Raw genomic sequence first — 25590 nt, 5'->3', positions numbered from 1 at the left:
TAGCCGGTACGGGCCGGCGGGGTCGGGTAGCGGTACAAATATGAAAGCTGTTGTATATCGCGGTCCGCGTGCCGTCGAGGTGACCGACGTGCCGGACCCGTCCATCCAGGCGCCGGGCGACGCGATCGTCCGCATCACCACGACGAACATCTGCGGTTCCGACCTGCACATGTACGAAGGCCGCAGCACTGTCGAGGCGGGCAAGGTGCTCGGCCACGAGAACATGGGCGTCGTCGAGGCGGTCGGGGCCGGCGTGTCGCGGATCAGCGTCGGCGACCGGGTCTCGGTGCCGTTCAACATCGCCTGCGGCACGTGCCGCAACTGCGTCTCCGGCTGGACCAGCTTCTGCCTGCGCACCAACCCGACCGACGGGGTGGACGGCGCGGCGTACGGGTACGCCAACATGGGCCCGTACGACGGCGGCCAGGCGCAGCTGCTGCGCGTGCCGTACGCGGACTTCAACCTGCTGGAGCTGCCGCCCGGCACCGAGCACGAGCACGACTTCGCGATGCTGTCGGACATCTTCCCGACCGGCTGGCACGGCACCGAGCTGGCCGGGATGCGGCCCGGCGACCGGGTCGCCGTGTTCGGCGCCGGGCCGGTGGGGCTCATGGCCGCGCACAGCGCGATGATCCGGGGCGCGTCCGAGGTGTTCGTCGTGGACAAGGAGCGCGACCGGCTCGACCTGGCCGCGAAGATCGGGGCCACGCCCGTCGACTTCAGCCGGGCCGACCCGGCCGAGCAGATCCTCGACGCGACGGGCGGGCGCGGGGCCGACTGCGGCGTCGAGGCGGTCGGTTACCAGGCCCACGACCCGAGCGGCGACGAGCACCCGGAGCTGGTCCTGGACAACCTGGTCAAGGTGGTGCGCTCGACCGGCGGGATCGGGGTCGTCGGCGTGTACGTGCCGTCGGACCCGGGCGCCGCGACCGCGGCGGCCAAGGAGGGCCGGGTCGCGTTCGACTACGGCACGTTCTTCAGCAAGGGCCAGCAGATGGGGACGGGGCAGTGCCCGGTCATGCGGTACAACCGGCACCTTCGGGATCTGATCGTGACCGGCCGGGCCCAGCCGTCGTTCCTCGTCTCCCACGAGCTGCCGCTCGACCGGGCGGCCGAGGGCTACGAGCGCTTCGACCGCCGCGATGCCGGCTGGACGAAGGTGCTGCTCAAACCTTGAACCGCCCCACCTCGCGCTGCAGGTCGGCGGCGAGGCGGGACAGCTCCGTGACGGTGGTGTCGGCCTCGGCGAGCGTCGCCGAGGTCGCCTGGGCCGCGTGCGCCACCCCGGCGATGTTGCCGGCGATGCCGGAGGCGCCCTGTGCGGCCTCGCCGACGCTGCGGGTCATCTCGTTGGTGGTGGCCGACTGCTCCTCGACGGCCGAGGCGATCGTCAGCTGGTAGTCGTTGATTCGGGCGATGATCCGGCTGATCTCGCCGATCGCCCCGACGGCGTTGCCGGTGTCGGCCTGGATCGCCTCGACCCGCCGGGAGATGTCCTCGGTCGCCCGGGCGGTCTCCTGGGCCAGCTCCTTGACCTCGTTGGCGACGACCGCGAAGCCCTTGCCGGCCTCGCCCGCGCGGGCCGCCTCGATCGTCGCGTTGAGGGCCAGCAGGTTCGTCTGCTCGGCGATCGAGGTGATCACCTTGACGACGTTGCCGATCTCGGTGCTCGACTCGCCGAGCTTCGACACGGTCTGGTTGGTCTGCTCGGCCACGCCCACGGCCTCGGAGGCGACCCGGGCCGCGTCGTTGGCGTTCTGCGCGATCTCCCGGATCGACGCGCCCATCTCGTCGGCGCCGGCCGCCACGGTCTGCACGTTGTGCGACACCGTGCCGGCCGCGCCCGCGGCCACGTCGGACTGGCGGGCCGCCTCCTGCGCGTTGGCGGCGATCCGGCCGCTGACCGCGGTGAGCTGCTGGGAGCTGTCGCCGAGGGTGCGCGAGCCGGTGGTGATGGCCTGGACGGTGCCGCGCAGGCCCTCCCGCGCGTCGTTGACCGCGGACGCCATCTCGCCGAGCTCGTCGCGGGAGTACACCTCGGCTGGCCGGGTCAGGTCGGCGTTGGCCAGCGCCCGCAGTGCGACGGACACGCTGCCGAGCTGGCGGCGGATGATCCGGGCGACGAATGCGCCCGCGGCGAGAGCGAGCAGCAGCCCGCCGACGAGCAGGATCACGATGTACAGGCGGGCGTTGCTGTACTCCTTGTCGGCCTGCGCGGCGGTCGCGCTCGCCTCCTTGTCCTCGAGCGTCTGCAGGTTGTTGAGGGAGTCCGACACGATCTTCTCGAGGTTCGCCGACACGACCACGATCTGGTCGGTGGCGGGCAGCGTGTACCCGGCCGGCGCGGGCTCCTGGAACAGGGCGGTGTTGCGCAGGGTGCGGTACTGGGCGAGCGCGTCGGTCACCTTGGCCAGCGCGTCGAGGCGGGTGCCGTCGCCGGCCGCGAGGTCCCGGTACTTCGCCGTGGCGGCGTCGACGCGCTGCTCGGCCGCCGTGACCTCGCCGCGGATCGGGACGAGGACGCTCTTGTCCGGGCTGGCGGAGTACAGGACCCAGAGCAGGGTGTGGCGGTACATGTCGGTGAGCCCGGAGCGCATCTGACCGAGCTCCTGGGCGCTGTCGAGATGCCGCGTCTTGATGTCGTGGAGGTCGCCGTTGAGCCGTGACATGCGGTCGAGCGACAGCACGGCGACCGCCGCCGCCACGAGCGTCACGAGCATGAGAGCAAGAAACGCCTTCGTGATGACCCCGCGATCGGCCACCGCCGCCGTCAGCCGCCCACGCGCGACCGTGACCTGTACACCCTCTTGCGCCACCGCTGTACCTCCGACGCTCGCCGTCCGGCGCACGAGAGCGCCGATCGGCTCATCGGCGGCGGGCGGGGCGAGTTGAGGCTCAGCGCTTCAACTGTCGCCGGTCCCAGAAGATCAGCAGCCCCGCGACACTTCTCAGGGCGACGGCACCGGCGAACACCCACAGGACCCATGGCATGGCCCACCTATGCCCACCGATGCCCGCGCTCACACACGCCCCGGCCCGGCCGCCGCCGAGGCAATGTTAGGGATCGTTCCCTTGCTCTGTTACGGTGTCGGTATGGACCTTCAGCTGAGTGGTAAGGGCGCCGTGGTGACCGGGGGTAGCAAGGGGGTCGGGCTCGCCGTCGTGCGGACGCTGCTCGACGAGGGCATGCGGGTCGTTGCGGCCTCGCGGACCGTGACGCCGGAGCTGGCGGCGACCGGGGCGATCCCCGTGATGGTCGACCTCGGGACGGCGTCCGGAGCGGCGCAGCTCGTCGAGGCGGCGCTGGCCGCGCTCGGCGGGATCGACGTGCTCGTCAACAATGTCGGGATCGGGGACCGGGCGCCGCACGTCGACGGGGCGCTGCTCCAGCTGGCCGCGCTGCCCGACACGGCGTGGGAGCAGACGTTCGCGCTGACCTTCTACGCGCCGCTGCGGGTGACGCGCGCCGCGCTGCCGAGCCTCGTCGAGCGCGGGGGAGTGGTGGTCAACGTGTCGTCGGCGGGGGCGCGGGCGGTGACGGCCGGGCCGGTGCCGTACAACGTGGCCAAGGCCGCGCTCAACGCGTTGACGAAGGTCGTCGCCGAGCAGTACGGGCCGAGCGGGGTGCGGGCCGTGACCGTCTCGCCGGGGCCGATCGCGACCGAGGTGTGGACCGACCCGGACGGGTTCATCGGCCGGCTCGCGCAGGCGCAGGGGCTGGCGTTCGAGGAGTTCGCCACGCAGGCCCGCACGGCGCTCGGCGCGGCGACCGGGCGCATCTCGACGCCGGAGGAGGTGGCGCGGCTCGTCGCGGTGGCCGCCTCACCGAGCAACGTGACGGGGGCCGAGTTCGCCATCGACGGCGGCATCGTCAAGCACGTGTGAGCGCCGAGGCGGGGCGCTCAGGCCGCGGGGACGCCGTGGGCGTCCAGCAGGAGCTCGACGAGCGGGCGCAGCTGGGTGACCGGGCCGCCGGGGCCCAGGCTGGCGGCCGCGGCGATCGCGCCCTCGTGGACCAGCAGCAGACGGTCGGCCAGGGCGTCCGCGTCGGTCGCGGCGGCGGCGCGCAGGATGTCGCGGAGGCGCTCGCGTATCCAGGTCTTGGCCACCACCGCCGGGCGGTGGTCCGGATACTCGGCGAGCGCCATCTGGCAGACGCACCCGCGGTACCCCGGGCGATGCATCTCGGCGAGCTGCGTGTCGAACATGCTCAGCACGGCCGCGCGCGGGGACGGCGCCGACGCGACGGCGGCCTCGATCATCGCGCGGGTGGCCTGATCGGCGCGCTCGACGTAGGCCGCGACCAGCTCGTCCTTAGAGGCGAACTGCCGATACAGCGTGGTCGGGGCGACAGCCGCCGCGGCGGCGACGGTGTCGATGCCGGTGGCGTGGATGCCGTTGCGGTAGAACAGCTCGTGGGCCACGCCGAGCACGTGCTCGCGGGTTTCGGCGCCGGTGCGTCGGCTCATGCGGCAAGCCTACCCGGGCAATGTTAGGGAGCTCTCCCCCTGGCCCGCGGCCAGGGGGAGAGCAGGCCGCACTACCAGGTCAGCGGCAGCGCGTTGATCGTGGCGAGCAGCGAGTTCGCGAGGATCCGGTCGTCGTGCTGCGACGGGTGCCAGTCGCAGCCGAGGTGGTCCAGGCCCAGCGCGTTGTCGTCGTAGTACAGGCTGCGCACCCGGGTGTCGCCCTGGCTGGTGCGGGTCTGCACGATCTGCTGGACCGAGGTCGCGAGCGCCGTCGTCTGGTACGACAGGTCGGGGTAGGTCAGCAGGATGTACGTGTTCGGGCCGTACCGCTCGCGCAGCTTCGCGATGAACGCCAGGTACGCCGTGCGGTAGTCGGCCGCGAGGGCGTCGACGGTCGCCCACTTCTCGCCCGCCGTGAGCGCTGTCGAGAAGTCGTTGATGCCGAGGCCGACGACGACGACCTGCGGCTTCCAGGTGCCGGGGTTCGGCCAGGTGGTGCTGTTGTACAGCGCCTGCAGGTCGGTGTCGTAGTAGTTCGTGAACAGGGTGCCGGTGTTCTGGCCGCCGTAGTTGCGCACCATGCCGAGCCCGGACCACGCCTGCACCTGGTAGTCGGCGTTGAGGTCCTTGGCGGTGAGTGCCGGGAACGCGGCGTCGGCGTTGGAGTTGCGGGTGAGGCTGTTGTTGCTGCTGCAGTCGCGCGATGTCGACATGTTGCCGTAGCCGGCGGTCCACGAGTCGCCGATGAACTCGATCTGCCGGCTGCGGGCCGCGGGCTTGCTCAGGATCGCCCCGCCGGCCGCGGCGACGAACCCGCCGAACTCGCCGGCCGCCCACGGGCTCTCGGTGCGCTTCGCCACCCGCACGGTGTGCTCGGCGTTGCCGAGGCCGGTCACCCAGTAGGTCGTGTTCCCCGGCGTCACGAGCGTCGCCACCGTCGCGCCGTCGACCTGCACCGCGTAGTCGTTGTTGGAGTCGTTGAGCTTCACGCCGACGCTCGTGCCGCGGAAGCGGCCTTCGAAATAGACGCCGGGCCAGGTGTACTGCAAGGCGTTGCCGACGGTCCGCACGCGCCCCGGGGTCTGGACATTGGCCAGGCCCCCGGGCGACGACGAGGAGGACGGCGACGCCGAGGCCGAGGCCGACGCCGATGCGGAGGCGGAGGCGGAGGGCGACGTGGACCGCGACGGCGACGCCGAGGCCGAGGACGGCAGGACCGGGCCGTTGCACAGGGTGCCGTTCACGGCGAAGTCGATAGGCAGCGGGTTGGACCCCGTCCAGGACCCGTTGAACCCGAGGGCGGTGCTCCCGCCGCTGGGGATGGCGCCGTTCCAGGCCGCGTTGGTGACGGTGACCCGGGCGCCGGACTGGGTGGCGGTGCCGTTCCACAGCTGCGTGACGGTCTGCCCGGCGGCGAACGTCCACGTCAGCTGCCAGCTCGTCAGCGCGCTGCCGAGGTTCGTGATGTTCACGCTGGCCCCGAACCCGCCGGCCCACTGGCTGCTGATCGAGTAGGTGATTTTGCAGCCCGCGGCCGCCTCGGCCGGGCCCGCCGCGGCCACCACCGCTACTCCGGCGGCCACGGCACCGGCCGCGAGCACGGCCAGCCCGTGCTGGAGTCCCGATCGTCGCATCGACGCACCTCGCAAACGTTTCGATAGACGTCAGTAAGTGTTTCGAAAAGCGCGCCGAGTATGGTGCGAGCCGGCCGGGACGGGCAAACCGCGCGGGCCCGGGCGTGCGGCGGTCCGGTGGCTGGCCAGCACTGAAGCCCAAAAGCCCGCCGTGAAACATTCGGCCGGATCATTCGCGGGCAATGCCATGTTTGCCCGAATCGGCAGGTGGGAAGCCATGGGCGCATGACGACGACTATCACCGCGGACAACATCCGGGCACTCGCGCAGTCGAACGACGCCGACCCCGCGCTCGCCGTGGCGCAGGACGAGGTCGTGCTGGTGCCCGAGGCGGCCGCGGCCGGCGGGCACATCGTGTACACGAAGGCCGAGCTGGTGCGCGACTACGGCGAGGAGATCACCGACGTGCAGGCCGAGGTGCTCGCGGCCGGGCTCTCCGCCCAGCTGGCCTGAGCCGCCTCCCGGGCCCGGGCGGCACCCGCGCGGGCCAGGTCGGCCGACAGGCCCAGGTGCCGGGCCGGGTCGAGCAGGGCGCGCAGGTCGGCGTCGGTCAGGTACGTCGTCACCCGCGGGTCGGTGTTCAACAGCGCCGCGAACGTGCTCTCGCCGGCCGCGGCCCGGTGCGCCGCCTCGGACACGACCCGGTGCGCCTCCTGCCGGCCGATCACCCGGCCCAGCGCCAGCATCACCGCCTCCGACACGATGAGGCCGCCGGTCAGGCCGAGGTTGGCCCGCATCCGGGCCGGGTCGAGCTCCAGGCCCTCGAGCACGACGGCGAGCCGGACGAGCTGATCCCCGGCCAGGATGCAGGCGCGCGTGACCGCGTCGTCGAGCATCGCCGTGTACGCCCCGTCGGCCTCGTGGTCCTGATGCATCGCCTCCAGGGCCTGCGGCACCAGCGCCCGGATCTGCGCCGAGATCGTCATCATGTCCTGGGACAGCTTCGGGTTGCGCTTGTGCGGCATGGTGCTGCTGCCGACGTCACCCGGGGCGGCCGGCTCGAGGACCTCGCCGTATTCGGTCTGCATGAGGGAGTACAACTCCCGTCCGATCTTGCCGATCGTGCCGCCGAGCAGGGCGAGCACGCAGACGTACTCGGCCAGGCCGTCGGCCGTGCTGCGGGCCGGCACGTCCATCGGCCACAGGCCGAGCCGGTCCGCGAGCGCGGCCTGGACCCGGGGCCCGTCGGCGCCGAGCGCCGCGTGGGTGCCGACCGCGCCGCCGAGCATGGCCACGAACACGGACGGCTCGCAGCGGCGGAGGCGCTCGGCGTGGCGCAGCAGCTCGTCGATCCAGACGGCCGCCTTGAACCCGAACGTCACCGGCACCGCGTGCTGCCCGTGGGTCCGCCCGGCCATCGCCATGTCGGCGCCGCGCTCGGCCAGCACGCCGGCGGCGCCGATGGCCCGGCCGAGCAGCTCCAGCAGGCGCCGGTGCGCGTCGCGCAGCAGGAGCGCGTCGCCGGTCTGCGTGATGTTCTGGGTGGTGGCGCCCCAGTGGACCCAGCCGCCGTAGTCGTCGCCGACCACGCGGGTGAGCTCGGTGATCAGCGGCATGAGCGGGTGGCCGGTCGCCGCGATCCCGGCCCGGACCCGGCCCTTGTCGAGCCGGTCCAGGCGGGCGGCGGCGGCGATGGCCGCGGCGGCGTCCGGGGGCACCACGCCCGCGTCCGCCTCGGCCAGGGCCAGCGCGCCCTCGACGTCCAGCCAGCGCTGCCAGTGCCCCGCCGTCGTGAACAGCTTGCGGATGCCGGTCTCGGGCACCGTGTCATCAGTGAATCGCGGCGGGGTCATTACATTTGCATGCCCCGAATCGATGATGTCAATCCTCGGCGGTCAGCACCGCCAGCACGCCGGTGATGTCCAGGACGCGGTGGACCATGCCGGTGGAGCCGTGCGCGCGCACCCGGATGTGGCGGGTGGCGCCGCGGCGATACGCGTGCAGGATCGTCGCGATGCCGGTGCTGTCCAGCAGCGTCAGGCCGCTGAGGTCGACCTCGATCTCGCCGACGTCGCGCACGGCCAGGGCCTCGTCGAGGGCCCGCTCCAGGATCGGCTGGGTGCCGAGGTCGACGAGGCCGCGCAGCCGCACCGTCACCCGGACCGGCCCGGGACCGCCGCGGGTGACCTCCCGGTCCGCGGTCAGGTCGCTGCCCATCGTCCTCCGCCCCCACGCTGTAGGCCGGGGACAATATACCGTTGCCGCCCGGCAAACTCAGACGGCGTCGAGCTCCGCCAGCGCGTCGGCGGGAATCCGCAGGCCCGCACCGGTGACGTTCTCGCGCAGGTGCGCCACGGACGAGGTACCGGGAATCAGCAGCATGTTCGGCGAGCGCTGCAGCAGCCAGGCGAGGGCCACGGCGAGCGGCGTCGCGTCGAGGCGCTTCGACACCGCCGCCAGGGTCTGCGACTGCAGCGGCGAGAACCCGCCGAGCGGGAAGTACGGCACGAACGCGATCCCCTGCGCGGCGGTGAGCTCGACGAGCGGGTCGTCCTCGCGCCGGGCGATGTTGTACATGTTCTGCACGCACACCACCGGCGCGATCGTCTGCGCCTCGGCCAGCTGCTCGGCGTTGACGGTGCTCAGGCCCAGGTGCCGGATCAGACCCTGCTCGCGCAGCTCGGCGAGGGCCTCGAACTGCTCGGCGATGGAGCCGGGCTCGGCCGCGTCGAACCCGCCGACCCGCAGGTTGACCACGTCCAGCGTGTCCAGGCCCAGGCGGCGCAGGTTGTCGTGCACCTGGGAGCGCAGCTCGGCGGGCGTCCGCGCGTGCGGCCAGCCGCCCTGCTCGTCGCGGCGGGCGCCGACCTTCGTGACGATGTGCAGGTCCGCGGGGTACGGCGCCAGGGCCGCACGGATGATCTCGTTCGTCACGTGCGGGCCGTAGAAGTCGGCGGTGTCGATGTGCGTGATGCCCAGCTCGACGACCTCGCGCAGCACGGCGACGGCGGCCGCGCGGTCCTTCGGCGGGCCGAACACGCCCGGCCCGGCCAGCTGCATCGCGCCGTAGCCGACGCGGGTGAGGTCGAGGTCGCCGGTGCGGTACACGCCGCCGGGAAGATCCTTGCTTGTCATACGTCCAGGTTCGCGCGGCCGCACGGGTTCAGGCAGTTGCCTGGCCATCCTGGGAGTGCCAGGACCAGGATGCGCCGGCGGTACCGGCGGTAGGTTGGACGGGTGACCACGAACGCGCTCGGCGAATACCTGCGGGCGCGGCGGGAGCTTGTCGATCCGGCCGACGCGGGCCTGCGGGTGGTCGGCGTGCGCCGCACTCCCGGCCTGCGCCGCGAGGAGGTCGCCACCCTCGCCGGCATCAGCGCCGACTACTACCTGCGCCTGGAGCAGGGCCGCGACCGCAACCCGTCGCCGCAGGTCCTCGCGGCCATCGCGCGGGTGTTCGGGCTGGACGCGGAGGCGACGCAGTATCTGATGAGCCTCACCGCCGCCCGCCCCCGCACCCCGCGCCGCCCCCGCCGCGAGACCGTCTCGGCCGGCATCCGGCAGCTGCTCGACGTCATCGCCATCCCCGGCTTCGTGGAGAGCCGCACCTTCGAGGTGCTCGCCGCCAACCGCCTGGCCACCGCCCTGTCACCGCGGATCGTCGTGGGCGCCAACCGGCTGCGCGACACGTTCCTCGATCCGGACGAGCGCGACCTGTACCCGGACTGGGAACAGTCCATCGGCGGCATGGTCGCGGCCTTCCGCAACTCCATCGGCACCGACGTCACCGACCCGCGCATCGGCCAGCTGGTCGGCGAGCTGTCCCTGGCCAGCGAGGACTTCCGCCGCCTGTGGGCCCGCCACGACGTGAAGCCCCTCACGGGCGCACCGCTGCGGCTGCGCCATCCGCAGGTCGGAGCGCTGGAGCTGCGCCGGGAGAAGCTCGCCATCGGCGATTCACAAGGGCAGCTGCTCGTCCTGTACCACGCCGAGCCCGGCTCACCGAGCGAGCGCTCCCTGGCCCTGCTGGGCTCCCTGTCGACGCCCGCGCCGTCGTCCGCCGAGCGCGGGTCGGCGCTCTAGGCACAGCCGCCGGGGGGCCTCCGCCGCGGCGCCGCCACCGGGCCCGCCGGCACCGGGCAGGTACACGGGGCCATGCTGGGTATGGGTCAGGTACATCCGTTCAGAGGAGAGTCATGCGCTATCGCAAGCTGGGCCGCTCGGACCTGGAAGTCTCGGAGATCTCGCTGGGCTCGTGGCTGACGTACGCCGGCGGCGTCGAGGCCGAGCAGACCCGCGCCTGCACCGAGGCGGCGTTCGACGCCGGGATCAACTTCTTCGACACCGCGAACGTCTACGGCCGCGGCGCCGCGGAGGAGGCGTGGGGCGAGATCCTGTCCAAGCACCCGCGCGACTCCTACATCCTGGCCACGAAGGTGTGGGGCCAGATGTCCGACACCGACAGCGGCCTCTCCGGCGACCAGATCGCCAAGCAGATCGACGCCTCACTGCGCCGGCTGCGCACCGACTACGTCGACCTCTACCAGGCCCACCGCTTCGACACGTCAGTCCCGATCGAGGACACCATCGAGGCGCTGCAGCTCGTGGTGCAGCAGGGCAAGGCGCGGTACCTGGGCTTCAGCGAATGGACGCCGGAGCAGATCCAGGCGGCGATCGACATCGCCGGCCCGGAGCTGTTCGTGTCGTCGCAGCCGCAGTACTCGATGCTGTGGCAGGCCCCGGAGGCCGAGGTCTTCCCGCTGTGCGCGGCCAACGGCATCTCCCAGATCGTGTGGTCGCCGCTGGCCCAGGGCGTGCTGACCGGGAAGTACAAGCCGGGCCGGCCGATCCCGGCGGACTCCCGCTTCGCCAGCGACGCCATGAACGCCGCCAAGGGCCTGGTCCTGCGCGACGACTTCCTGGAGGCCGTCCAGCGCCTGGTCCCGATCGCCGGCGAGCTGCGGGTCTCGCTGCCCACGCTGGCGCTGGCCTGGGTGCTGCGCCGCCCGGAGGTGGCCTCGGCCATCACGGGAGCCTCCCGCCCCGAACAGGTCCACGCCAACGCCGAGGCCGCCGGTGTCGAGCTGGCCCCCGACATCCTGGCGCAGGTCGAGGCGGCACTTGGCGATGCTCCGATCAGCGCCCCGACCCTTGCCACGTTCGCCGAGGAAGGCGTCCGCCATCGCTGAACCACCCCACCCGGTCCCGACCCCGATCCCGACCTGACCGGCAGCCGGCCGTTGGCTGTCGCGCTGTCCGCCGCGGCACGCTCCCGCCCGGCGGGGACGAGATCGTCCGGCCGGACGGGGCGGGCGCTGTTTGACTCGGGTCGATTCGGGCACCCATACAGGTGGGACAACCCTGCGAGACCTGGGAGATGCACGATGAGCTTGGGTGACAAAGTCGAGCACAAGGCGGAAGAGCTCAAGGGCCACGCCAAGGAAGGCTATGGCACGGCCACCGGCGACGCGGACCTGCGCGCCGAGGGGCGGGCCGACCAGGACGAGGCGAACGTCAAGCAGGCCGGCGACAAGGTCAAGGACGCGGCCCACGACGTGAAGGACGCCCTCAGCTGAGGCGTACCCCACGCATCTGAACACCGCCCCGTCGACGTCGACGGGGCGGTGTTGATTGCTGTCCCAGCCGATTGTTGTCCTGCTGACGCACATCGGCTCGCGGTGCCGGCGGCGGACGGGAGTCAGTCGCGGCGCGGGGGGACGCCCTCCAGGACCTCGACGGTGACCTGGTGGCCGTCCCAGCCGACCATCACGCGGCTCAGGCGTCTCGTGCCGGGCCACAGGACCTCGGCCCGGCCGACCACCACCTGGGGCAGCGCCAGGTGGCTCGGCTTCGGCAGGAAGCTCTTCACGTTCCCGGCCACGATGTTCATCAGCTCGCCTGTCGCGTCCTGGATGTCGTCCGGCTTGACCGAGGCCAGCTCCAGCATCTCCGCCGCGATCGCCGCCGCCGCGCCCAGGTCGCTGCGCAGGACGATCATGCCCAGCCAGGCGCCGGCCACGCCGACGCTGGCGGTGATCTCGGCGGCGGCGCTGTGCTGTTCGTCGTCGGAGGCGACTGTCGGGCTCGTCCCCAGATACGCGGTCCAGACCTGCCAGATGATGCCCTCGAGGTCCTGCGCGGCCAGCGGCTCTTCGGCGGGGCTCGTCATGGATACCCAATCCCAATCGACGTCACAGCGGCGGTCAGACGATCTGCTGCAGGTCGCCGGACCTGCGGGCCGCTTCGTCACTGCTGCTCCCGGTCCTGACCTGGCGCAGGCGCCGCGACGCGACGACGCTGCCGGCCGGCGCCACGAGCCCGAGCACCGCCACCACCAGCAGCACCTTGGTCCGGACCGATCGGTCCGCCAGCCACCCCGTCATGCCCGTCCACCCCTCTCCAACCGCTCAATCGGTTGCGCGGAGGGTGCCTTGAGTGTTTCACCAGGAGTGCATGGTGCCGTCCAGGAGCCGGTTCACCGGCAGGGCGGCCGGCCGGTACGGGTACTGGGCGGCCAGCTCCTCGTCGATGTCCACGCCGAGGCCGGGCTCCTCCGACGGGTGCAGGTAGCCGTCCTCGAAGCGGTACCCGTGCGGGAAGACGGCGTCGGTCTCGGGCGTGTGCCGCATGTACTCCTGCAGGCCGAAGTTCGGCACCGCGATGTCGAGGTGCAGCGCGGCGGCCATGCACACGGGGGACAGGTCGGTGGCGCCGTGGCTGCCGGTGCGCACGTGATACAGGCCGGCCAGGTCGAAGATGCGCCGCAGGTGCGTGATGCCGCCGGCGTGCACGACCGTCGCCCGGATGTAGTCGATGAGCTGCTCGCGCACCAGCTGCTCGCAGTCCCAGATCGTGTTGAACACCTCACCGACGGCGATCGGGGTCGTCGTGTGCTGCCGGATGAGGCGGAAGCCCTCCTGCAGCTCGGCCGGGACGGGGTCCTCGATCCAGGTCAGGGCGTGCGGTTCGAGGCTCTTGCCGAGCCGGGCCGCCTCGATCGGGGTGAGCCGGTGGTGCACGTCGTGCAGCAGCTTGAGCCCCGGCCCGAACTCCTCGCGGACCCGCGCGAAGACGCCGGGGACCGAGTTGAGGTACGCCTCCGTCGACCAGGTGGCCTCGGAGGCGATCGCGGCGTCGGCCGGCTCGTAGAAGAGCTTGTCGCCGCTGACCCCGTAGGTCGTGTCGAGCCCCGGCACGCCCGTCTGCACCCGGACGGCCTTGTAGCCGAGGTCGGCGTAGCGGGCCACCTCGACCAGGACGTCGTCGACGGTGTCGGCGTTCGCGTGGCCGTACACCGTGACGCCCTCCCGGCTGCGCCCGCCCAGCAGCTGGTAGACGGGCAGCCCGGCGACCTTGCCCTTGATGTCCCACAGGGCGGTGTCGACCGCGGCGATGGCCGACATCGTCACCGGGCCCCGCCGCCAGTAGGCGCCCTTGTAGAGGTACTGCCACGTGTCCTCGATCCGCGCCGCGTCCCGCCCGATCAGCGCCGGAGCCACGTGCTCGGTGAGGTAGGAGGCCACCGCCAGCTCACGCCCGTTGAGCGTGGCGTCCCCGACCCCGCTCACCCCGTCCTCGGTGACGATCTTCAGCGTGACGAAGTTGCGGCCGGGGCAGGTGACGATGACCTTGGCGTCGGTGATGCGCACGTCAGTCGACCTCTTCCTTCACACGGGCGACGAGCTGGGTCGGGTTGACGATACGCAGCGCCAGGACGAGCAGCACGAGCATGCTCGCCGTGTATACGACCGCCATCGCGTCGATCGACTGCTGGGCCCGGATGCCCGGCGACGCCATCTCCGCGTAGAGCTTCACGACGAGCGTCGACGACTCCTCGTCGGCGGTCAGGAACGTCAGCTCGAACATGCCGATGGTACGCACGAGCACGAGAATCGACGCCGCGAGGATCCCCGGCACCAGCAGCGGCGCGAGGATGCGCCCGAACACCTGCAACGTCCCCGCGCCGCACATCCGGGCGGCCCGCTCGATGGCCGGATCGATCTGCTCGATGAACGGCGTCATCGTGAGGATGACGAACGGCACCGACGGCACGAGGTTGGCCAGGATGACCCCGGACAGGTGCCCGGCCAGGTCGTACTTGTACAGCACCGTGGCCAGCGGAATCCCGTACGTCATCGGGGGCATCAGGATCGGCAGCAGGAACGCGAGGTACACCAGCCGCTGCCCGGGAAAGCGCCGCCGGGCGAGCACGTAGGCCGCGGGCACCCCGAGCAGCAGCGAGACGACCACGACGGCCAGGGAGACCTCGAGGGTCACCAGCAGCACGTGCAGCAGGCCGAACTCGTCCCACGCCTGGGCGTACCAGCTCGTGGTGTAGCCCTGCGGCAGCCAGGTGTCGAACCACTGCCGGCCGAACGAGCTCACGAGCACCGACCCGACGACCCCGGCCAGGTTGAGCATGAAGAACAGCACGGCGCCCCAGACGATCCACGCCGTCACGGTATGCGGCCGTCTCATGCCGTCACCTCCGCAGGCTCCGGCGCCGGCCTGAGACCCGCCCTGTGCTTGCCGGATCGCGGCCACTGCGCTGCGCTTCGTACCGCTCATCCCTTCCCTCCCGTCGGGCCGGTGTAGAACAGGGAGCGGGCGCCGAGGACCGCGCCGATGACGACGAGCTCGACCAGGCCCATGACGATGGCGATCGCGGAGCCCTGCGCGAAGTCGTAGTGCTGGTAACGGGCCTGCCACGCGGCGTAGGCGATGACCCGGGTCTCGCCGGCCGGGTCGCCGACGAGCACCGCCGACGGGAACACGCTGTAGGCGAGCACGAACGTCAGGCAGAACGTGGTCGCCAGGCCCGGGGCCAGCAGCGGCAGCGTGATCCGGCGGAACCGTTGCCACGCACCGGCGCCCAGCGTGGCGGCCGCGCGCTCCAGTGACGGGTCGATGCCGGAGAGGTACGACAGGACCAGGAGAAAGGCGAACGGAAAACCGGTGATGACCAGGGACAGGAACACGCCCCACGAGTTGTGCACGAGCCGGACCGGCGCGTCGACGAGCCCGGTGTCGAGCAGGACCCGGTTGAGCCAGCCGGTCGGGCCGAGGTAGTTGAGCAGACCCTGCGCGGTCAGGACGGTACCGAGCGTGATGGGCACGACGAGCAGCGTGGTGACGGCCCGCTTGCCGCGGAACCGGCTACGCATCCGGTATGCGATCGGCACCGACGCGGCGACGTTGACGATCGCGGCCGGCAGTGCGATCCGCAGCGTGATCCAGATCGTGTCGCGGTCGTAGGCGTCGGCGAAGAAGCTGCGGTACGCCTCGAACGGGCCGCCCTTCTCCGGCTGGAAGGACAGGCCCACGCCGTACGCGAACGGATAGATGAACAGCAGCACGACGAACGCGGCGGCCGGCGCGAGCAGCCACAGCTGCCGGTCGATGCCGCGCTCCGCCAGCCGGTGACGCAGCGCAACCATCAGCCGCCCCCGTCCGCCGGGTAGATGAGCAGGTCGCGGGCGCCGACGGCGATGGGGTCGCCGGGCGCGAGCCGGGCGGTGGTGCGCAGGTGCAGCAGCAGGCCGCCCTCGGTGCGCGCCTCGACCGCCAACTCGCGGCCCTGGTACTCCACCACCTCCACCACGCACGGCAGCCCCTCGCCGGCCACCGTCAGCTGCTCGGGCCGGACGGCGGCCAGCACCGCGTCGCCGGGCTGCACGGGGGCGAGCGCCGTCCCCGTGAACGGCACGCCCTCCACGTCGACGGTGACCCGGTCGCCCGCGACCGCCCCGGCCTGCAGCGCCAGGAGGTTGCGGAAGCCCATGAAGTCGGCGACGTGTGCGTTGGCCGGCCGGGTGTGCAGCTCCTCCGGCGTGCCGATCTGCTGGACGTGCCCCGCGCGCAGCACCACGAGCCGGTCGGCGAGCGACAGCGCCTCCTCCTGGTCGTGGGTGACGTAGACGGTGGTGAGGCCGAGGCGCTGGTGCAGCCGACGGATCTCGGTGCGCATCTCCAGGCGCAGCTTCGCGTCCAGATTGGACAGTGGCTCGTCCATCAGCACCAGCGACGGCGACACGACGACGGCCCGGGCGATCGCCACCCGCTGCTGCTGGCCGCCGGACAGCTGGCCGGGCAGCTTCGCCGCGTGCTCCTCCAGGCGCACGAGCCGGATGGCGTCCTCGGTGCGGGCGCGCACCTCGGCCCGGGGCAGGCGGCGCATCTGCAGCCCGAACGCGATGTTGCGGCGCACGCTCAGATGCGGGAACAGCGCATAGTTCTGGAACACCATGCCGAACCCGCGCCGCTCCGGTGGCAGCGTGTCGAGGCGCCGGTCGTCGAGCCAGATCCGGCCCGCGGACAGCGGCAGCAGACCGGCGAGGCAGTTCAGCGCGGTGGACTTGCCGCAGCCGGACGGGCCGAGCAGGGCGATGAACTCGCCCCGCTCGATGTCCAGGCTCAGGTCGGCCAGGGCGGCGTGCCCCGCAAAGCTGCGCGACACGCCCTCGATGCGAAGGGTGCCGAACTCGCTCACGTCGTCACCTCCGCAGGCTCCGGTGACGCCGTGAGGGCCCTGTGTTGATGGTTCGCGGCCCGTCCGCTTCGCTCCCGACCGCTCACGTCGTCACCTCCGCAGGCTCCGGCGACACCGCGACGCCCGGGTGCGCACGGTTTGCGGACCGTGGGCTCACTTGTTCACCTTCGCGCCGCCGATTTCGCGGTCCCACTTGTCGAAGGCGGCCACGAGCGCCTTCGCGTCGAGGGGCGTCTCCAGGGGGTTGCCGGCGATGAGGGCCTCGTACTCGGGGCGGCCGAAGTCGGCGATGGCCTTCTGGCTGTCCGCGGGCGCGATCGACAGTGGCACGTCCTTGACCGCCGGGCCCGGGTAGAAGTACCCCTTGTCGTACGCCTTCGCCTGCTGCTCCTTGGTGAGCATCGACTGCAGCAGCAGGTAGATCGCGGACTGCTTGTCGGCCGAGACGCCCTTCGGCACCACGACGTAGTGCGCGTCGGTGACCCAGTGGAAGCCCTGCAGCGAGCCGATCGCCGCCTCCGTCGGCACCTGGCCGAGGACCCGCGGGTTGATGTCCCAGCCGGTGGTGCTGGCGATGATCTTCGCCGAGCCGTTCGCGAGGCTCTTCATCGTCTCGCTCGTCGTGGACGGGTAGAGCGTCACGGACTTGTTGAGCTCGCTCAGGTACGCCCAGGTCTTCTCCCAGCCGTTGACCGGGTCCTTGGGGTCCTTGTCGCCGAGCAGGTACGGCAGGCCCATCAGGAAGGTGCGGCCGGGGCCGGAGTTGGCGGGCCGGGCGTACTGCACCGCGCCCGGGTTGGCCTTCGCGTAGGCGAGCAGCTCCTGGGCGGTCTTCGGCGGGTTCGGGACCTTGGCCGGCAGATACTCGATGAGCGGCCCGGACGGGTAGTAGGTGACGGTGACGCCGAACTCGCCGGCCAGCTTCTGCATCGCCGCCGCGCCGGGCAGGTAGTCGGCCTTGGCCCGCCCGGCGATCGGCAGCCACAGGTTCTGGTCGATGCCGGCGGCGAGCCCGTCGACGCCGGTGAGGACCAGGTCGATGTCGACCCGGCCGGCGTCCTGCTGGGCCTTGATCTTCCCGGCCAGCTCGGGCGCGGTCGCCTTGGAGTACGTGACCTTCGAGATGACCTTCGGGTTCTTCTGCGTGAACTCGTCGATCATGCCCTGGGTCAGCTGGAGGTTGCCGGCCACGTCGAGGATGTTGAGGGCGACCGGCGCGCTCGGCGTGTCGGGCACGGCGCCGCCGGTGTCGGTGGTGTTCGCGCCGGGCTTGTCGGGGGCGCCGCAGGCGGTGAGCAGGGTGCAGGCGGCGAGCAGGGCGAGCGTGCGGTTGCGCAGGGACATGGCGGGGTTCCCTTCTGGTGCTAGGGATGCGGTGCGGGCCCGGTCGAGTCGCGGACCATGAGGTGGGAGTCGAGCTCCCGGCGCTGGATCGGGTGGCCGGGGTCGGCGAGCAGCTGCAGGAGCAGGTCCACACCGGCCCGGCCGGTCTGCTCCTTGGGCTGCGCGAGCGTGGTCAGGGCCGGGCTGACCATCTCGGACAGGACGATGTCGTCGAAGCCCATGACGCTGATCCGCCCGGGCACGGCGACGCCGCGGGCCGCGAACCGGCTGAGCATGCCGATCGCGACCAGGTCGTTGTAGCCGATGACGGCGCTCACGCCGGTGGCGAGCACCTGGTCGGCCGCGGCGACCCCGCCGGAGAAGCGGGGCACCACGTTGCCGGTCTCGACGAGCTCCACGCCGGCCTCGGCGGTGGCCGTCCGCAGCGCCCGCAGCCGCTCGCGGTTGGACCAGGAGACCTTCGGCCCCGGCACGTACGCGACCCGCCGGTGCCCGAGCGCCGTGAGGTGCCCGATCGCGTGGCGCAGCCCGTCGACGCTGTTGACGGTCACCGACGGCACCCGGCCGACCCGCCGGTTGAGCAGCACGATCGGGGTGTCGCCGCTCAGTGCCCGGACCTCGGGCTCGCTCATCCGCGGCGAGCACAGGATCAGGCCGTCGACCTGCTTGCTGAGGTTGCGCACGAGCCCGGCCTCGGCCGCCGGGTCCTCGTCGGTGTCGGCCAGGAACACGGCGTAGTCGAACTCGCGGGCGCGGGCCTGCACGCCCTTGACGACGCCCGGGAAGAACGGATTCGCCAGGTCGGGCACCAGCAGCCCGAGGTTGCCGGTGCGCCCGGTGATCAGGCCGCGGGCCGCCCGGTTGGGGTGGTAACCGAGCTCGGCGACCGCCTGGCGCACCCGCTCCCGCGTGTCGGCGTGGACGAGATCGGGCGACGCCAATGCGCGGCTGACGGTGGACGCGGACACGCCGGCGGCCCGCGCGACATCCTTGATCGTCACCGGCATCGATGCCTCCCATCGATCACCGTCGAGTCTGCAAACCTTTGCAGAATCTTGTCAAGGACCGGTTCGGTTTCGAAACACGGCGAACCCCCGGACGCTGTGGTCCGGGGGCCGGGTGGTGCCGTCGACGGGGTGCCGGGGGCAGGGGGCGCAGCCCCCTTGACCGGGGCGGGAGCGAAGCGGCCCCGGAATCCTGAAGCGCTTCGTCTTTCGTTCTGGCCTGTGCTGTCGCTTTGGCTTGTGCTGGGGCTGCGGTTCCGGTTACGGCTGGGCGACCTCGAGGTGGCCCGCGTGGACGCGGGTCTGCAGCCGGGTCTGGTCGGAGGCGGCCGGCCCCCGCAGCGCGCGGCCGTCGGCGAGGCGGAAGACGCTGCCGTGCCAGGGGCACTCGACGCAGGCGTCGCCGCCCATGTCCAGCGTGCGGCCCTCGGCGAGCGGGGCTCCCTGATGGGCGCACCGTCCGACGAGCGCGCTGAAGCGGTCGTGCTCGCGGTACACCAGCACCGGCACGTCACCGACGGTGTAGGACGAGAGCTTGCCCTCGGCGATGGCGCCGACCGCGTCGAGGCGGTGCCAGCCGGACGGGACCAGGGGCAGGGCGGTCGCGGCGTGGTTGGCGCCGGCGCCCTGGGCGTAGGCGAGGTGGCCGCCGAGGTACGCCCCCGCGCCGGCCAGCCCCAGCCCGGTGAACGAGAGCCGGCGGCCGCGGGCATGGTCACCGCGGGCCCGGGCGGCGATGGACGCGGCGAAGAAGCCGAGCGCCGTCACGTTCGCTGTCACGTGGACCAGCGCCACGCGGCGCTGCTGCGGGGTGAGCGTCACGTAGTCGGCGAGGCCCGTGAGGGTGGCGGGCAGGGCGCCCGCCGTCCCGGCCGTCAGCAGCGCCGCGGCGGCGCGCCGGGAGCCGGGGGTGTCGCGCCCGGGCAGCGCGTCCAGGACCGCGGTGCTCATCCAGGCGCCGACCGGGAACTGCACGACCGCGGGGTGCAGCGGATGCCCGGCGGGGCGGCCGTGCAGGACGTCACCGAGGCGGCCGCGGCCGGCGGTGGCCTGCGCGACCCGGCGCAGCGCCTCGGCGAACCGGTCGAGCGGGCGGGCGGCCTCCAGGCGGGCGAGGAACGTAGGCATGCAGACCGATTGCCCAGCGGCACGTCGACAAAACGCATTGGCGACCGGCGGGCAACCGTCCGGCGCTCAACCGCCGGGCGGTGTCCGCCGATGGGACGACGTGCTCCAGACAGACATGGCGACCCGGCGGCTGGACCGCGCGGTCCTCGGCTCGGTGGCGCTCGCCGTGTACGCGGCCGGCGCGTTCGCACTCGACTACGGCCACGCGCGGATACCGCTGTGGCTGATGTGGCTGCTGACACCGGTCTCGGTGGTGCTGCCGCTGGCCGCCGCGCTGCGTGTCGCCCGGACGCCGGCCTTCGCCGCGCCGACCCGGCGCTTCTGGCGGCATGTGGCCCTCATCATGGCCCTGGCCGGCATCGGCACCGTCTGCAACGCCTTCGACGCCATCGGCGGCCCAGTGCCGAGCCAGCAGTTCTCGACGCTCACCGTCTGCGCGTACGGCGCGGCCGTCCTGACCCTGCTGTGGGCGCTGTGGCGGCTGCCGATCGGCACCACCAGCCGGGACGAGCGGCTGCGCATCGGCCTCGACGCGGCGACGGTGCTGGTGGCGGCCGCGGTGTTCATGTGGCACTTCCAGACCTCGCCGCTACTGGCGACCGACGGATACAAGGCGGGCTCGCTGGCCGTGGCCGGGTTCACGCTGGTGCTCGAGCTGGTGGCGGTCTTCGTCATCGTCAAGGTGGTCCTGTCCGGGCACACGTACGTGGCCCGGGGCACGCTGCGGCTCTTCGCGATCGGCCTGTTCGGCGGCGCGTTCAGCGGCGTGGCCCAGCGCTTCGTCCTCGACCAGCCCCAGCTGAGCCTGCCCCAGGTCGCCGTGCCGGTGATCCTCGTGTGCGTGACGGTCGGCGCCCGGCGCCAGTACGACACCCTCGCCAACCCGGAGACGGTCCGGGACGCGTCGCGGCGGCCGTTCAGCGTGCTGCCGTACCTCGCCGTCGCCGCCATCGACGCCCTGCTGCTGCTGTCGATCGGGACCGCGTCGGAGGACCTGGCCGTGACCGCCGTCGCCGCCGTGGTGCTGACCGGCCTCGTGGTGTGGCGGCAGGTCACCGCGTTCCGGGAGAACACGACGCTCGTCGAGCGCCTCGACTTCAACGCCACCCACGACGCCCTGACCGGCCTGCCCAACCGGGCCCTGTTCAACCAGCGCCTCACGGCGGTCCTCGCCACCACCGGCCCGCCGCGGCCGGTGAGCGTCGCCCTTGTCGACCTCGACGACTTCAAGATTGTCAACGACACGCTCGGCCACGGCGCCGGCGACGCGCTGCTCATCGCGGTGTCCGGCCGGTTGGCCGAAAGCGTCCGCCCCGGTGACCTGGTCGCCCGTCTCGGCGGTGACGAGTTTGTCGTACTGCTCGACGCCATCGACCCCGATGAGGCCGAACTCGTCGCGCAGCGGATGGTCGCGGCGCTGGCCGAGCCCGTCGTCGCCGACGGCCACGAGCTGCTCGTGCGGGCCAGCATCGGCATCGCCGACGGCCGCACCGGCGACGCACCGGGTGAGCTGCTGCGCCTGGCCGATATCGCCATGTACGCGGCGAAGCACGTCGGCGGCAGCGGCTACCAGCGCTACGTCCCCGGCATGGCCGGCGCGGTGGCGGGCTCGGCGGCGCTCGGCGCGCAGCTGCGCCAGGCCATCTTCGGCGGCGAGCTGTACCTGGAGTATCAGCCGATCGTCGCGCTCGACGCGGACCGCCTGGCCGGCGTCGAGGCCCTCGTGCGCTGGAACCATCCGTCCCGCGGCGCCGTGGCGCCCGTCGAGTTCATCCCGGTCGCCGAGCGCACCGGCCTCATCGTGCCGCTCGGCGAGTGGGTGCTGCGCGAGGCGTGCCGCCAGCTCGCGTCCTGGATCGTCGAGTTCGGCCCCGACGCGCCGGGCGTCGTGCACGTCAACGTGTCGGCCCGCCAGCTCGCCGCGGCGAACTTCCCCGACCTGGTGGCCGCCGCCCTGGCCGACTTCGGCCTGCCCCCGCACCGCCTCACCGTCGAGCTCACCGAAAGCGCGGCCGTCGCCCTCGGCCCGGCCGTCACCCGCCTCGAGGAGCTGCGCCGCATGGGCGTGCGCGTCTCCCTCGACGACTTCGGCACCGACCGGTCATCGCTGACGCTGCTGCAGGACCTGCCGGTCGACGAGCTCAAGCTGGACCGCTCGTTCGTCCAGCGGGAGGAGTCCGGCCGCCGCGGCATCATGCCGGCCGCGGTCCTCGCCCTGGCCCGCGTGGTCGGCCTGGATATCGTCGCCGAGGGCGTCGAGGAGCAGGACCAGGCCGACCGGCTGGCCGCGCTGGGGTACCGCAAGGCCCAGGGCTACCACTACGCCCGCCCGATGAGCCCGGCCGAGGTCGGCGCGCTCATCGCCCGCCCGGCGACGCTGGCGGGCCGGCACCACTGAGCGTCGCTGCCGCACGGTTGCTGCGTGCGCGGGTCGACTGGTGCGGCCTGTCGCTCCGCGCGTGGGGTGACCGCTTGGGGTGATCCCTGCGGTGGTCTCTGCGTGAGGCCGGGGCCGGCGCGTTCATCGCTCGTCCGGCGGCCGGCCGGGCCGGTGGCGCGGCACGTCGTCGTCGTCGGCGTCGCGCGTTGTCGGCATCGAGCGTTGTCGGCGTGGCCGTTGTCGGCATCCCGCGTGGTCGGCGCGTGGCGCGGTCCTATCGGGCGGCGGGTGGTGTGGTCAGGCCGGCCGCTTCGAGCGCGGCGTGGAAGGCGGCGGCGGTGTCCACGTAGGCGTCCAGGTCGGTGACCACATTGGACACCGTCAGGAACACGTGGTCGACGCCGGCCGTCTCGAGCGCGGCGATGTCCTCGACGATCTGGTCGATGCTGCCCGTGTACGGCCGGCGATCCGCTTCGGGCACGGGATCGAGGGTGCCGTCGAGGCCGACCTGGAACGTGCACGACACCGTCGACGGGTCGCGACCGGCGTCGGCGGCCATCGCGCGGATGCGGGCGAGGGTCGCCCCGGCCGCGGCCGGGGGCAGGCCGGTGGGCAGCCAGCCGTCGCCGCGGCGGGCGATACGGCGCAGGGCCGCGTCCGCGAACCCGCCCAGGTACACGGGGATGCGCCGGGCCGGCTTCGGGCCTATCTCGGCGGGCGCGACGGTCCAGCGGTCGTTGCGGTACGCGACGGGGTCGGGGCCCCAGATCGCCGCGGCGACGTCGAGGAACTCGTCCAGGGCGGCGCCGCGCTCGGTGACCGGGCGCGGCGCGAGAGCGGCGAACTCGTCGATGCTCCAGCCCGCGCCGAGGCCGGCGACGAGCCGCCCGCCGCTGACCGCGTCGAGGCTGGCCAGGCTCCGGGCCAGCCGGGCCGGCACGTGCAGCGGCGCGATCAGGACGCAGGTGCCCAGCTCGACACGCTCGGTCACGGCGGCGGCCAGCGTGAGCGCGACGAGCGGGTCGAGCACGCCGCCGTAGCGCACCGGCCACGGGACGTCGGGCATCTGATACAGCCCGTGCGGGCCGCCCTGGTCCTGCGGCCGCAGGAACCGCTCGAAGACCCAGACGCTGTCGTACCCGATCTCCTCGGCCGCCCGCGCGGCCCGGGTGACAGCGGTGCGCGCGTCGAAGTGCTTGAGCTGCGGCAGGCCGATCCCGACTCGTAACGCCACCGTGGCATCCCTTCCACGTCCACGCCCGTGTGATCACCGCAGACCTTATGCCATGACGTGGTGCGGGAGGCATCGACCGGTTGGGCGCGGCCGGGGCGGGCACCCCCCGAGCCCGGACACTTGTGGAGGAGGCGCTCGTGTTCGGGTCAGTCCGGGCCGGGCTCGTCGACCGGCAGCAGGCCCAGCAGGTCGGCGGCGTTGCGCTGGGCGTTGTCCCCGTAGCAGTTGTTCATCAGCACGTGCGTCGTCGACGTGGCTGCCGCGAGTGACTCGATTTTCGGCGCCCAGGACTCGAGCTCGTGTTTCGAGTACAGATAACCGAACTTCTCGTGGATGTTCTTGCTCGTCCACTGCTCGCTGTGACCGTGGAACCGCACGACCGCCAGGTCGGAGGTCGCCTCCACGACGGGCGGGACCGACTCGCGGTGACCCTGCGGCATGTCGACGACGACGTAGGGCAGGTCGTGTTCCCGCAGGAACTCGAGGGTCTCGGCCCGGTTGTCACCGTCGAACCACGACCCGTGACGAAACTCGATCGCCACCCGCAGCGGCCGGCAGCGCGCGGCCACCTCGAGCAGCGTCTGCTTGTTCGACCGGCGGATGGTGAACCACGGCGGGAACTGGAAGAGCAGCACCCCGAGCTTGCCGGCGTCGACGAGCGGGTCGAGGGCGCTCAGGAACCGTGACCAGACGTCCTCGTACACCTGCGCCGGCAGGTCCTTCGGGTACAGCCGCGCCTTGCCGTCGGGCGGGCGCAGGTCCTTCGGCAGCGCGGTCAGCTTCGTGGGGTGCCCGGTGAGCAGGCTGAACGCCTTGATGTTGAACGTGAAGCCGGGCGGCGTGCGCTCGGCCCACAGGCGCGCGGTCGCCTCGGCCGGCGGCGAGTAGTAGGTCGCATCCACCTCGACGAGCGGAAACTGCGACGCGTAGTAGCCCAGTCGCTTGGCGGGGTCGTCGGCCTCGGCGGGGTACCACCCGGACTCCAGCAGCGTCTTGTCCGTCCACGACGCGGTACCGACCTTCACGTCGCCCATACCTGCTCACGTCCCCGCTCGCCGCCCGGCCAAACACGGTGACCCAGCTCACATCGGGCAGAATGTCGAGAACCCGTCGGCGGCCCCGTCCCCGCGGCGAGAGTGACCTGACACGGGGTCACCGAGGCTTCGAGGAGAGTCGACGATGGCGAAGTACCTGCTGCTGAAGCACTACCGCGGCGCGCCGGCGGGGGTCAACGACGTGCCGATGGACAAGTGGACGCCGGACGAGATCACGACGCACATCCAGTTCATGAGGGACTGGGCGGCCCGCCTGGAGAGCACGGGCGAGTTCGTGGACGGCCAGGCTCTGGCGCCGGAGGGAACCTGGGTCCGCTACGACGGCGAGGGCCGCCCGCCGGTGACCGACGGCCCGTTCGCCGAGACCAAGGACCTGATCGCCGGCTGGATGATCGTCGACGTGGACTCCTACGACCGCGCCGTCGAGGTGGCCGCCGAACTCTCCGCCGCCCCCGGCGCCGGCGGCAAGCCGATCCACGAGTGGCTGGAACTGCGCCCCTTCCTGGCCGAACCCCCCACCGTCACCGACTGACCCACCACCACCGCCCCGTCACCACCCACCATCGGAGGTCGAGCACCCACCACTCGACCTCCAGCATTCACCCGATTCTTGGCACCACCCGATCTCCAGCACCACCATCCGATCTGCAGCACCCACCACCCGATCTGCAGCACCCACCACTCGATCTCTTGCACCCGCTTCCGACCTCTTGCACCCGTCACCGGGCCCGCCAGTCCCACCGCCCAGTCAACGCCGACCACCGTCACCGACGATGTCGACAACCATCACGGACGACCGTCCACGTCGACAACTGTCACCGACCACCGTCCACGTCGACCGGCTGATGGGATCGGCGCTGCGGCCGGTCGGGTGGGCCGGGGATCGGCGCTGCGGCCGGTCGGGTGGGCCGGG

General features: G+C 72.3%; 25 protein-coding genes. 8 read left to right on the top strand and 17 right to left on the bottom strand.

Annotated features, from left to right (window positions below; genetic code table 11):
- Positions 1-40: 40 nt before the first annotated feature.
- Positions 41-1177, top strand: coding sequence for a glutathione-independent formaldehyde dehydrogenase (locus tag Dvina_RS28940; protein ID WP_223092494.1), 1137 nt, complete (start codon positions 41-43; stop codon positions 1175-1177).
- On the opposite strand, the gene Dvina_RS28935 is transcribed toward Dvina_RS28940, so the two are convergent.
- Complete coding sequence (locus tag Dvina_RS28935; RefSeq protein WP_343217023.1) at positions 1167-2816, bottom strand: methyl-accepting chemotaxis protein; 1650 nt, start codon at positions 2814-2816, stop codon at positions 1167-1169. The genes Dvina_RS28940 and Dvina_RS28935 overlap by 11 nt on opposite strands.
- 277 nt (positions 2817-3093) lie before the next feature.
- Here Dvina_RS28935 and Dvina_RS28930 point away from each other — a divergent pair, with 277 nt between their 5' ends.
- Positions 3094-3885 carry an SDR family oxidoreductase gene (locus Dvina_RS28930; protein ID WP_223092493.1) on the top strand — a complete coding sequence of 264 codons (792 nt, stop codon included), beginning with the start codon at positions 3094-3096 and terminating at the stop codon, positions 3883-3885.
- Positions 3886-3902: 17 nt separating this feature from the next.
- Here Dvina_RS28930 and Dvina_RS28925 read toward each other — a convergent pair whose 3' ends face one another.
- Together Dvina_RS28925 and Dvina_RS28920 are read right to left on the bottom strand one after the other, a co-directional pair.
- Positions 3903-4469, bottom strand: a complete 567-nt coding sequence (locus Dvina_RS28925; protein WP_223092492.1) for a TetR/AcrR family transcriptional regulator — start codon at positions 4467-4469, stop codon at positions 3903-3905.
- 71 nt (positions 4470-4540) lie between these two features.
- Complete coding sequence (locus Dvina_RS28920) at positions 4541-6103, bottom strand: cellulose binding domain-containing protein (RefSeq protein WP_223092491.1); 1563 nt, start codon at positions 6101-6103, stop codon at positions 4541-4543.
- Between the two features lie 225 nt (positions 6104-6328).
- On the opposite strand from Dvina_RS28920, the gene Dvina_RS28915 reads away from it, so the two are divergent.
- Positions 6329-6556, top strand: coding sequence for a hypothetical protein (locus tag Dvina_RS28915; RefSeq protein ID WP_223092490.1), 228 nt, complete (start codon positions 6329-6331; stop codon positions 6554-6556).
- Here the strand turns inward: Dvina_RS28915 and Dvina_RS28910 are convergent.
- The 3 genes from Dvina_RS28910 to Dvina_RS28900 are packed head-to-tail and all read right to left on the bottom strand — an operon-like array spanning position 6487 to position 9178.
- Positions 6487-7896, bottom strand: a complete 1410-nt coding sequence (locus Dvina_RS28910; RefSeq protein ID WP_223092489.1) for a class-II fumarase/aspartase family protein — start codon at positions 7894-7896, stop codon at positions 6487-6489. The genes Dvina_RS28915 and Dvina_RS28910 overlap by 70 nt on opposite strands.
- Before the next feature lie 28 nt (positions 7897-7924).
- Positions 7925-8260 carry an STAS domain-containing protein gene (locus Dvina_RS28905; RefSeq protein WP_223092488.1) on the bottom strand — a complete coding sequence of 112 codons (336 nt, stop codon included), beginning with the start codon at positions 8258-8260 and terminating at the stop codon, positions 7925-7927.
- A 57-nt stretch (positions 8261-8317) separates the two neighbouring features.
- Positions 8318-9178 (bottom strand): oxidoreductase, encoded by an 861-nt coding sequence (locus Dvina_RS28900; protein ID WP_223092487.1) that lies wholly within the window; start codon positions 9176-9178, stop codon positions 8318-8320.
- Positions 9179-9280: 102 nt separating this feature from the next.
- On the opposite strand from Dvina_RS28900, the gene Dvina_RS28895 reads away from it, so the two are divergent.
- From Dvina_RS28895 to Dvina_RS28885, 3 genes are all read left to right on the top strand, one after another.
- Positions 9281-10126 (top strand): helix-turn-helix domain-containing protein, encoded by an 846-nt coding sequence (locus tag Dvina_RS28895; protein WP_223092486.1) that lies wholly within the window; start codon positions 9281-9283, stop codon positions 10124-10126.
- Positions 10127-10239: 113 nt separating this feature from the next.
- On the top strand, positions 10240-11232 hold the full coding sequence (locus Dvina_RS28890; protein ID WP_223092485.1) for an aldo/keto reductase family protein: 993 nt from the start codon (positions 10240-10242) through the stop codon (positions 11230-11232).
- 195 nt (positions 11233-11427) lie between these two features.
- On the top strand, positions 11428-11619 hold the full coding sequence (locus Dvina_RS28885; protein ID WP_223092484.1) for a CsbD family protein: 192 nt from the start codon (positions 11428-11430) through the stop codon (positions 11617-11619).
- Between the two features lie 122 nt (positions 11620-11741).
- Here the strand turns inward: Dvina_RS28885 and Dvina_RS28880 are convergent, their stop codons facing one another.
- The 9 genes from Dvina_RS28880 to Dvina_RS28840 all read right to left on the bottom strand — a co-directional run bounded on the left by Dvina_RS28880 (position 11742) and on the right by Dvina_RS28840 (position 20008).
- Positions 11742-12212 carry a chemotaxis protein CheX gene (locus Dvina_RS28880; RefSeq protein ID WP_223092483.1) on the bottom strand — a complete coding sequence of 157 codons (471 nt, stop codon included), beginning with the start codon at positions 12210-12212 and terminating at the stop codon, positions 11742-11744.
- 34 nt (positions 12213-12246) lie between these two features.
- On the bottom strand, positions 12247-12426 hold the full coding sequence (locus tag Dvina_RS28875) for a hypothetical protein (RefSeq protein ID WP_223092482.1): 180 nt from the start codon (positions 12424-12426) through the stop codon (positions 12247-12249).
- A gap of 57 nt (positions 12427-12483) precedes the next feature.
- Positions 12484-13692, bottom strand: a complete 1209-nt coding sequence (manD, locus tag Dvina_RS28870; RefSeq protein ID WP_223092481.1) for a D-mannonate dehydratase ManD — start codon at positions 13690-13692, stop codon at positions 12484-12486.
- A 1-nt stretch (position 13693) separates the two neighbouring features.
- The gene (locus Dvina_RS28865) at positions 13694-14521 is read right to left on the bottom strand and encodes an ABC transporter permease (protein WP_223092480.1); all 828 of its coding nucleotides are present in this window, start codon (positions 14519-14521) and stop codon (positions 13694-13696) included.
- A gap of 86 nt (positions 14522-14607) precedes the next feature.
- Positions 14608-15480, bottom strand: coding sequence for an ABC transporter permease (locus tag Dvina_RS28860; RefSeq protein WP_223092479.1), 873 nt, complete (start codon positions 15478-15480; stop codon positions 14608-14610).
- Entirely contained in the window at positions 15480-16532 is a 1053-nt protein-coding gene (locus Dvina_RS28855) for an ABC transporter ATP-binding protein (protein WP_223092478.1), read from the bottom strand. Before Dvina_RS28855 ends, Dvina_RS28860 begins: the two co-directional genes overlap by 1 nt.
- A gap of 153 nt (positions 16533-16685) precedes the next feature.
- Entirely contained in the window at positions 16686-17876 is a 1191-nt protein-coding gene (locus Dvina_RS28850; RefSeq protein WP_223092477.1) for an extracellular solute-binding protein, read from the bottom strand.
- Positions 17877-17896: 20 nt separating this feature from the next.
- Complete coding sequence (locus Dvina_RS28845; RefSeq protein ID WP_223092476.1) at positions 17897-18883, bottom strand: LacI family DNA-binding transcriptional regulator; 987 nt, start codon at positions 18881-18883, stop codon at positions 17897-17899.
- A gap of 258 nt (positions 18884-19141) precedes the next feature.
- Positions 19142-20008 (bottom strand): Rieske (2Fe-2S) protein, encoded by an 867-nt coding sequence (locus Dvina_RS28840; protein ID WP_223092475.1) that lies wholly within the window; start codon positions 20006-20008, stop codon positions 19142-19144.
- Positions 20009-20108: 100 nt separating this feature from the next.
- Between Dvina_RS28840 and Dvina_RS28835 the strand changes: the two genes are divergently transcribed.
- Positions 20109-22406: a putative bifunctional diguanylate cyclase/phosphodiesterase gene (locus Dvina_RS28835; RefSeq protein WP_223092474.1), complete on the top strand. Its 2298-nt coding sequence runs from the start codon at positions 20109-20111 to the stop codon at positions 22404-22406.
- Positions 22407-22662: 256 nt separating this feature from the next.
- Here the strand turns inward: Dvina_RS28835 and Dvina_RS28830 are convergent, their stop codons facing one another.
- Both Dvina_RS28830 and Dvina_RS28825 read right to left on the bottom strand, forming a co-directional pair.
- A complete protein-coding gene (locus Dvina_RS28830) occupies positions 22663-23622 on the bottom strand; it encodes a TIGR03619 family F420-dependent LLM class oxidoreductase (RefSeq protein WP_223092473.1) in 960 nt (319 codons plus the stop codon).
- A 146-nt stretch (positions 23623-23768) separates the two neighbouring features.
- Positions 23769-24656 carry a DUF72 domain-containing protein gene (locus Dvina_RS28825; protein ID WP_223092472.1) on the bottom strand — a complete coding sequence of 296 codons (888 nt, stop codon included), beginning with the start codon at positions 24654-24656 and terminating at the stop codon, positions 23769-23771.
- A 145-nt stretch (positions 24657-24801) separates the two neighbouring features.
- Here Dvina_RS28825 and Dvina_RS28820 point away from each other — a divergent pair, with 145 nt between their 5' ends.
- Entirely contained in the window at positions 24802-25209 is a 408-nt protein-coding gene (locus Dvina_RS28820) for a YciI family protein (RefSeq protein WP_223092471.1), read from the top strand.
- Positions 25210-25590 lie beyond the last annotated feature (381 nt).

Source organism: Dactylosporangium vinaceum (assembly GCF_019904175.1).
GTDB lineage: Bacteria > Actinomycetota > Actinomycetes > Mycobacteriales > Micromonosporaceae > Dactylosporangium > Dactylosporangium vinaceum.
The sequence above is the reverse complement of the archived record's forward strand: the minus strand, read 5'-3'. Positions and strand labels throughout refer to the sequence as shown.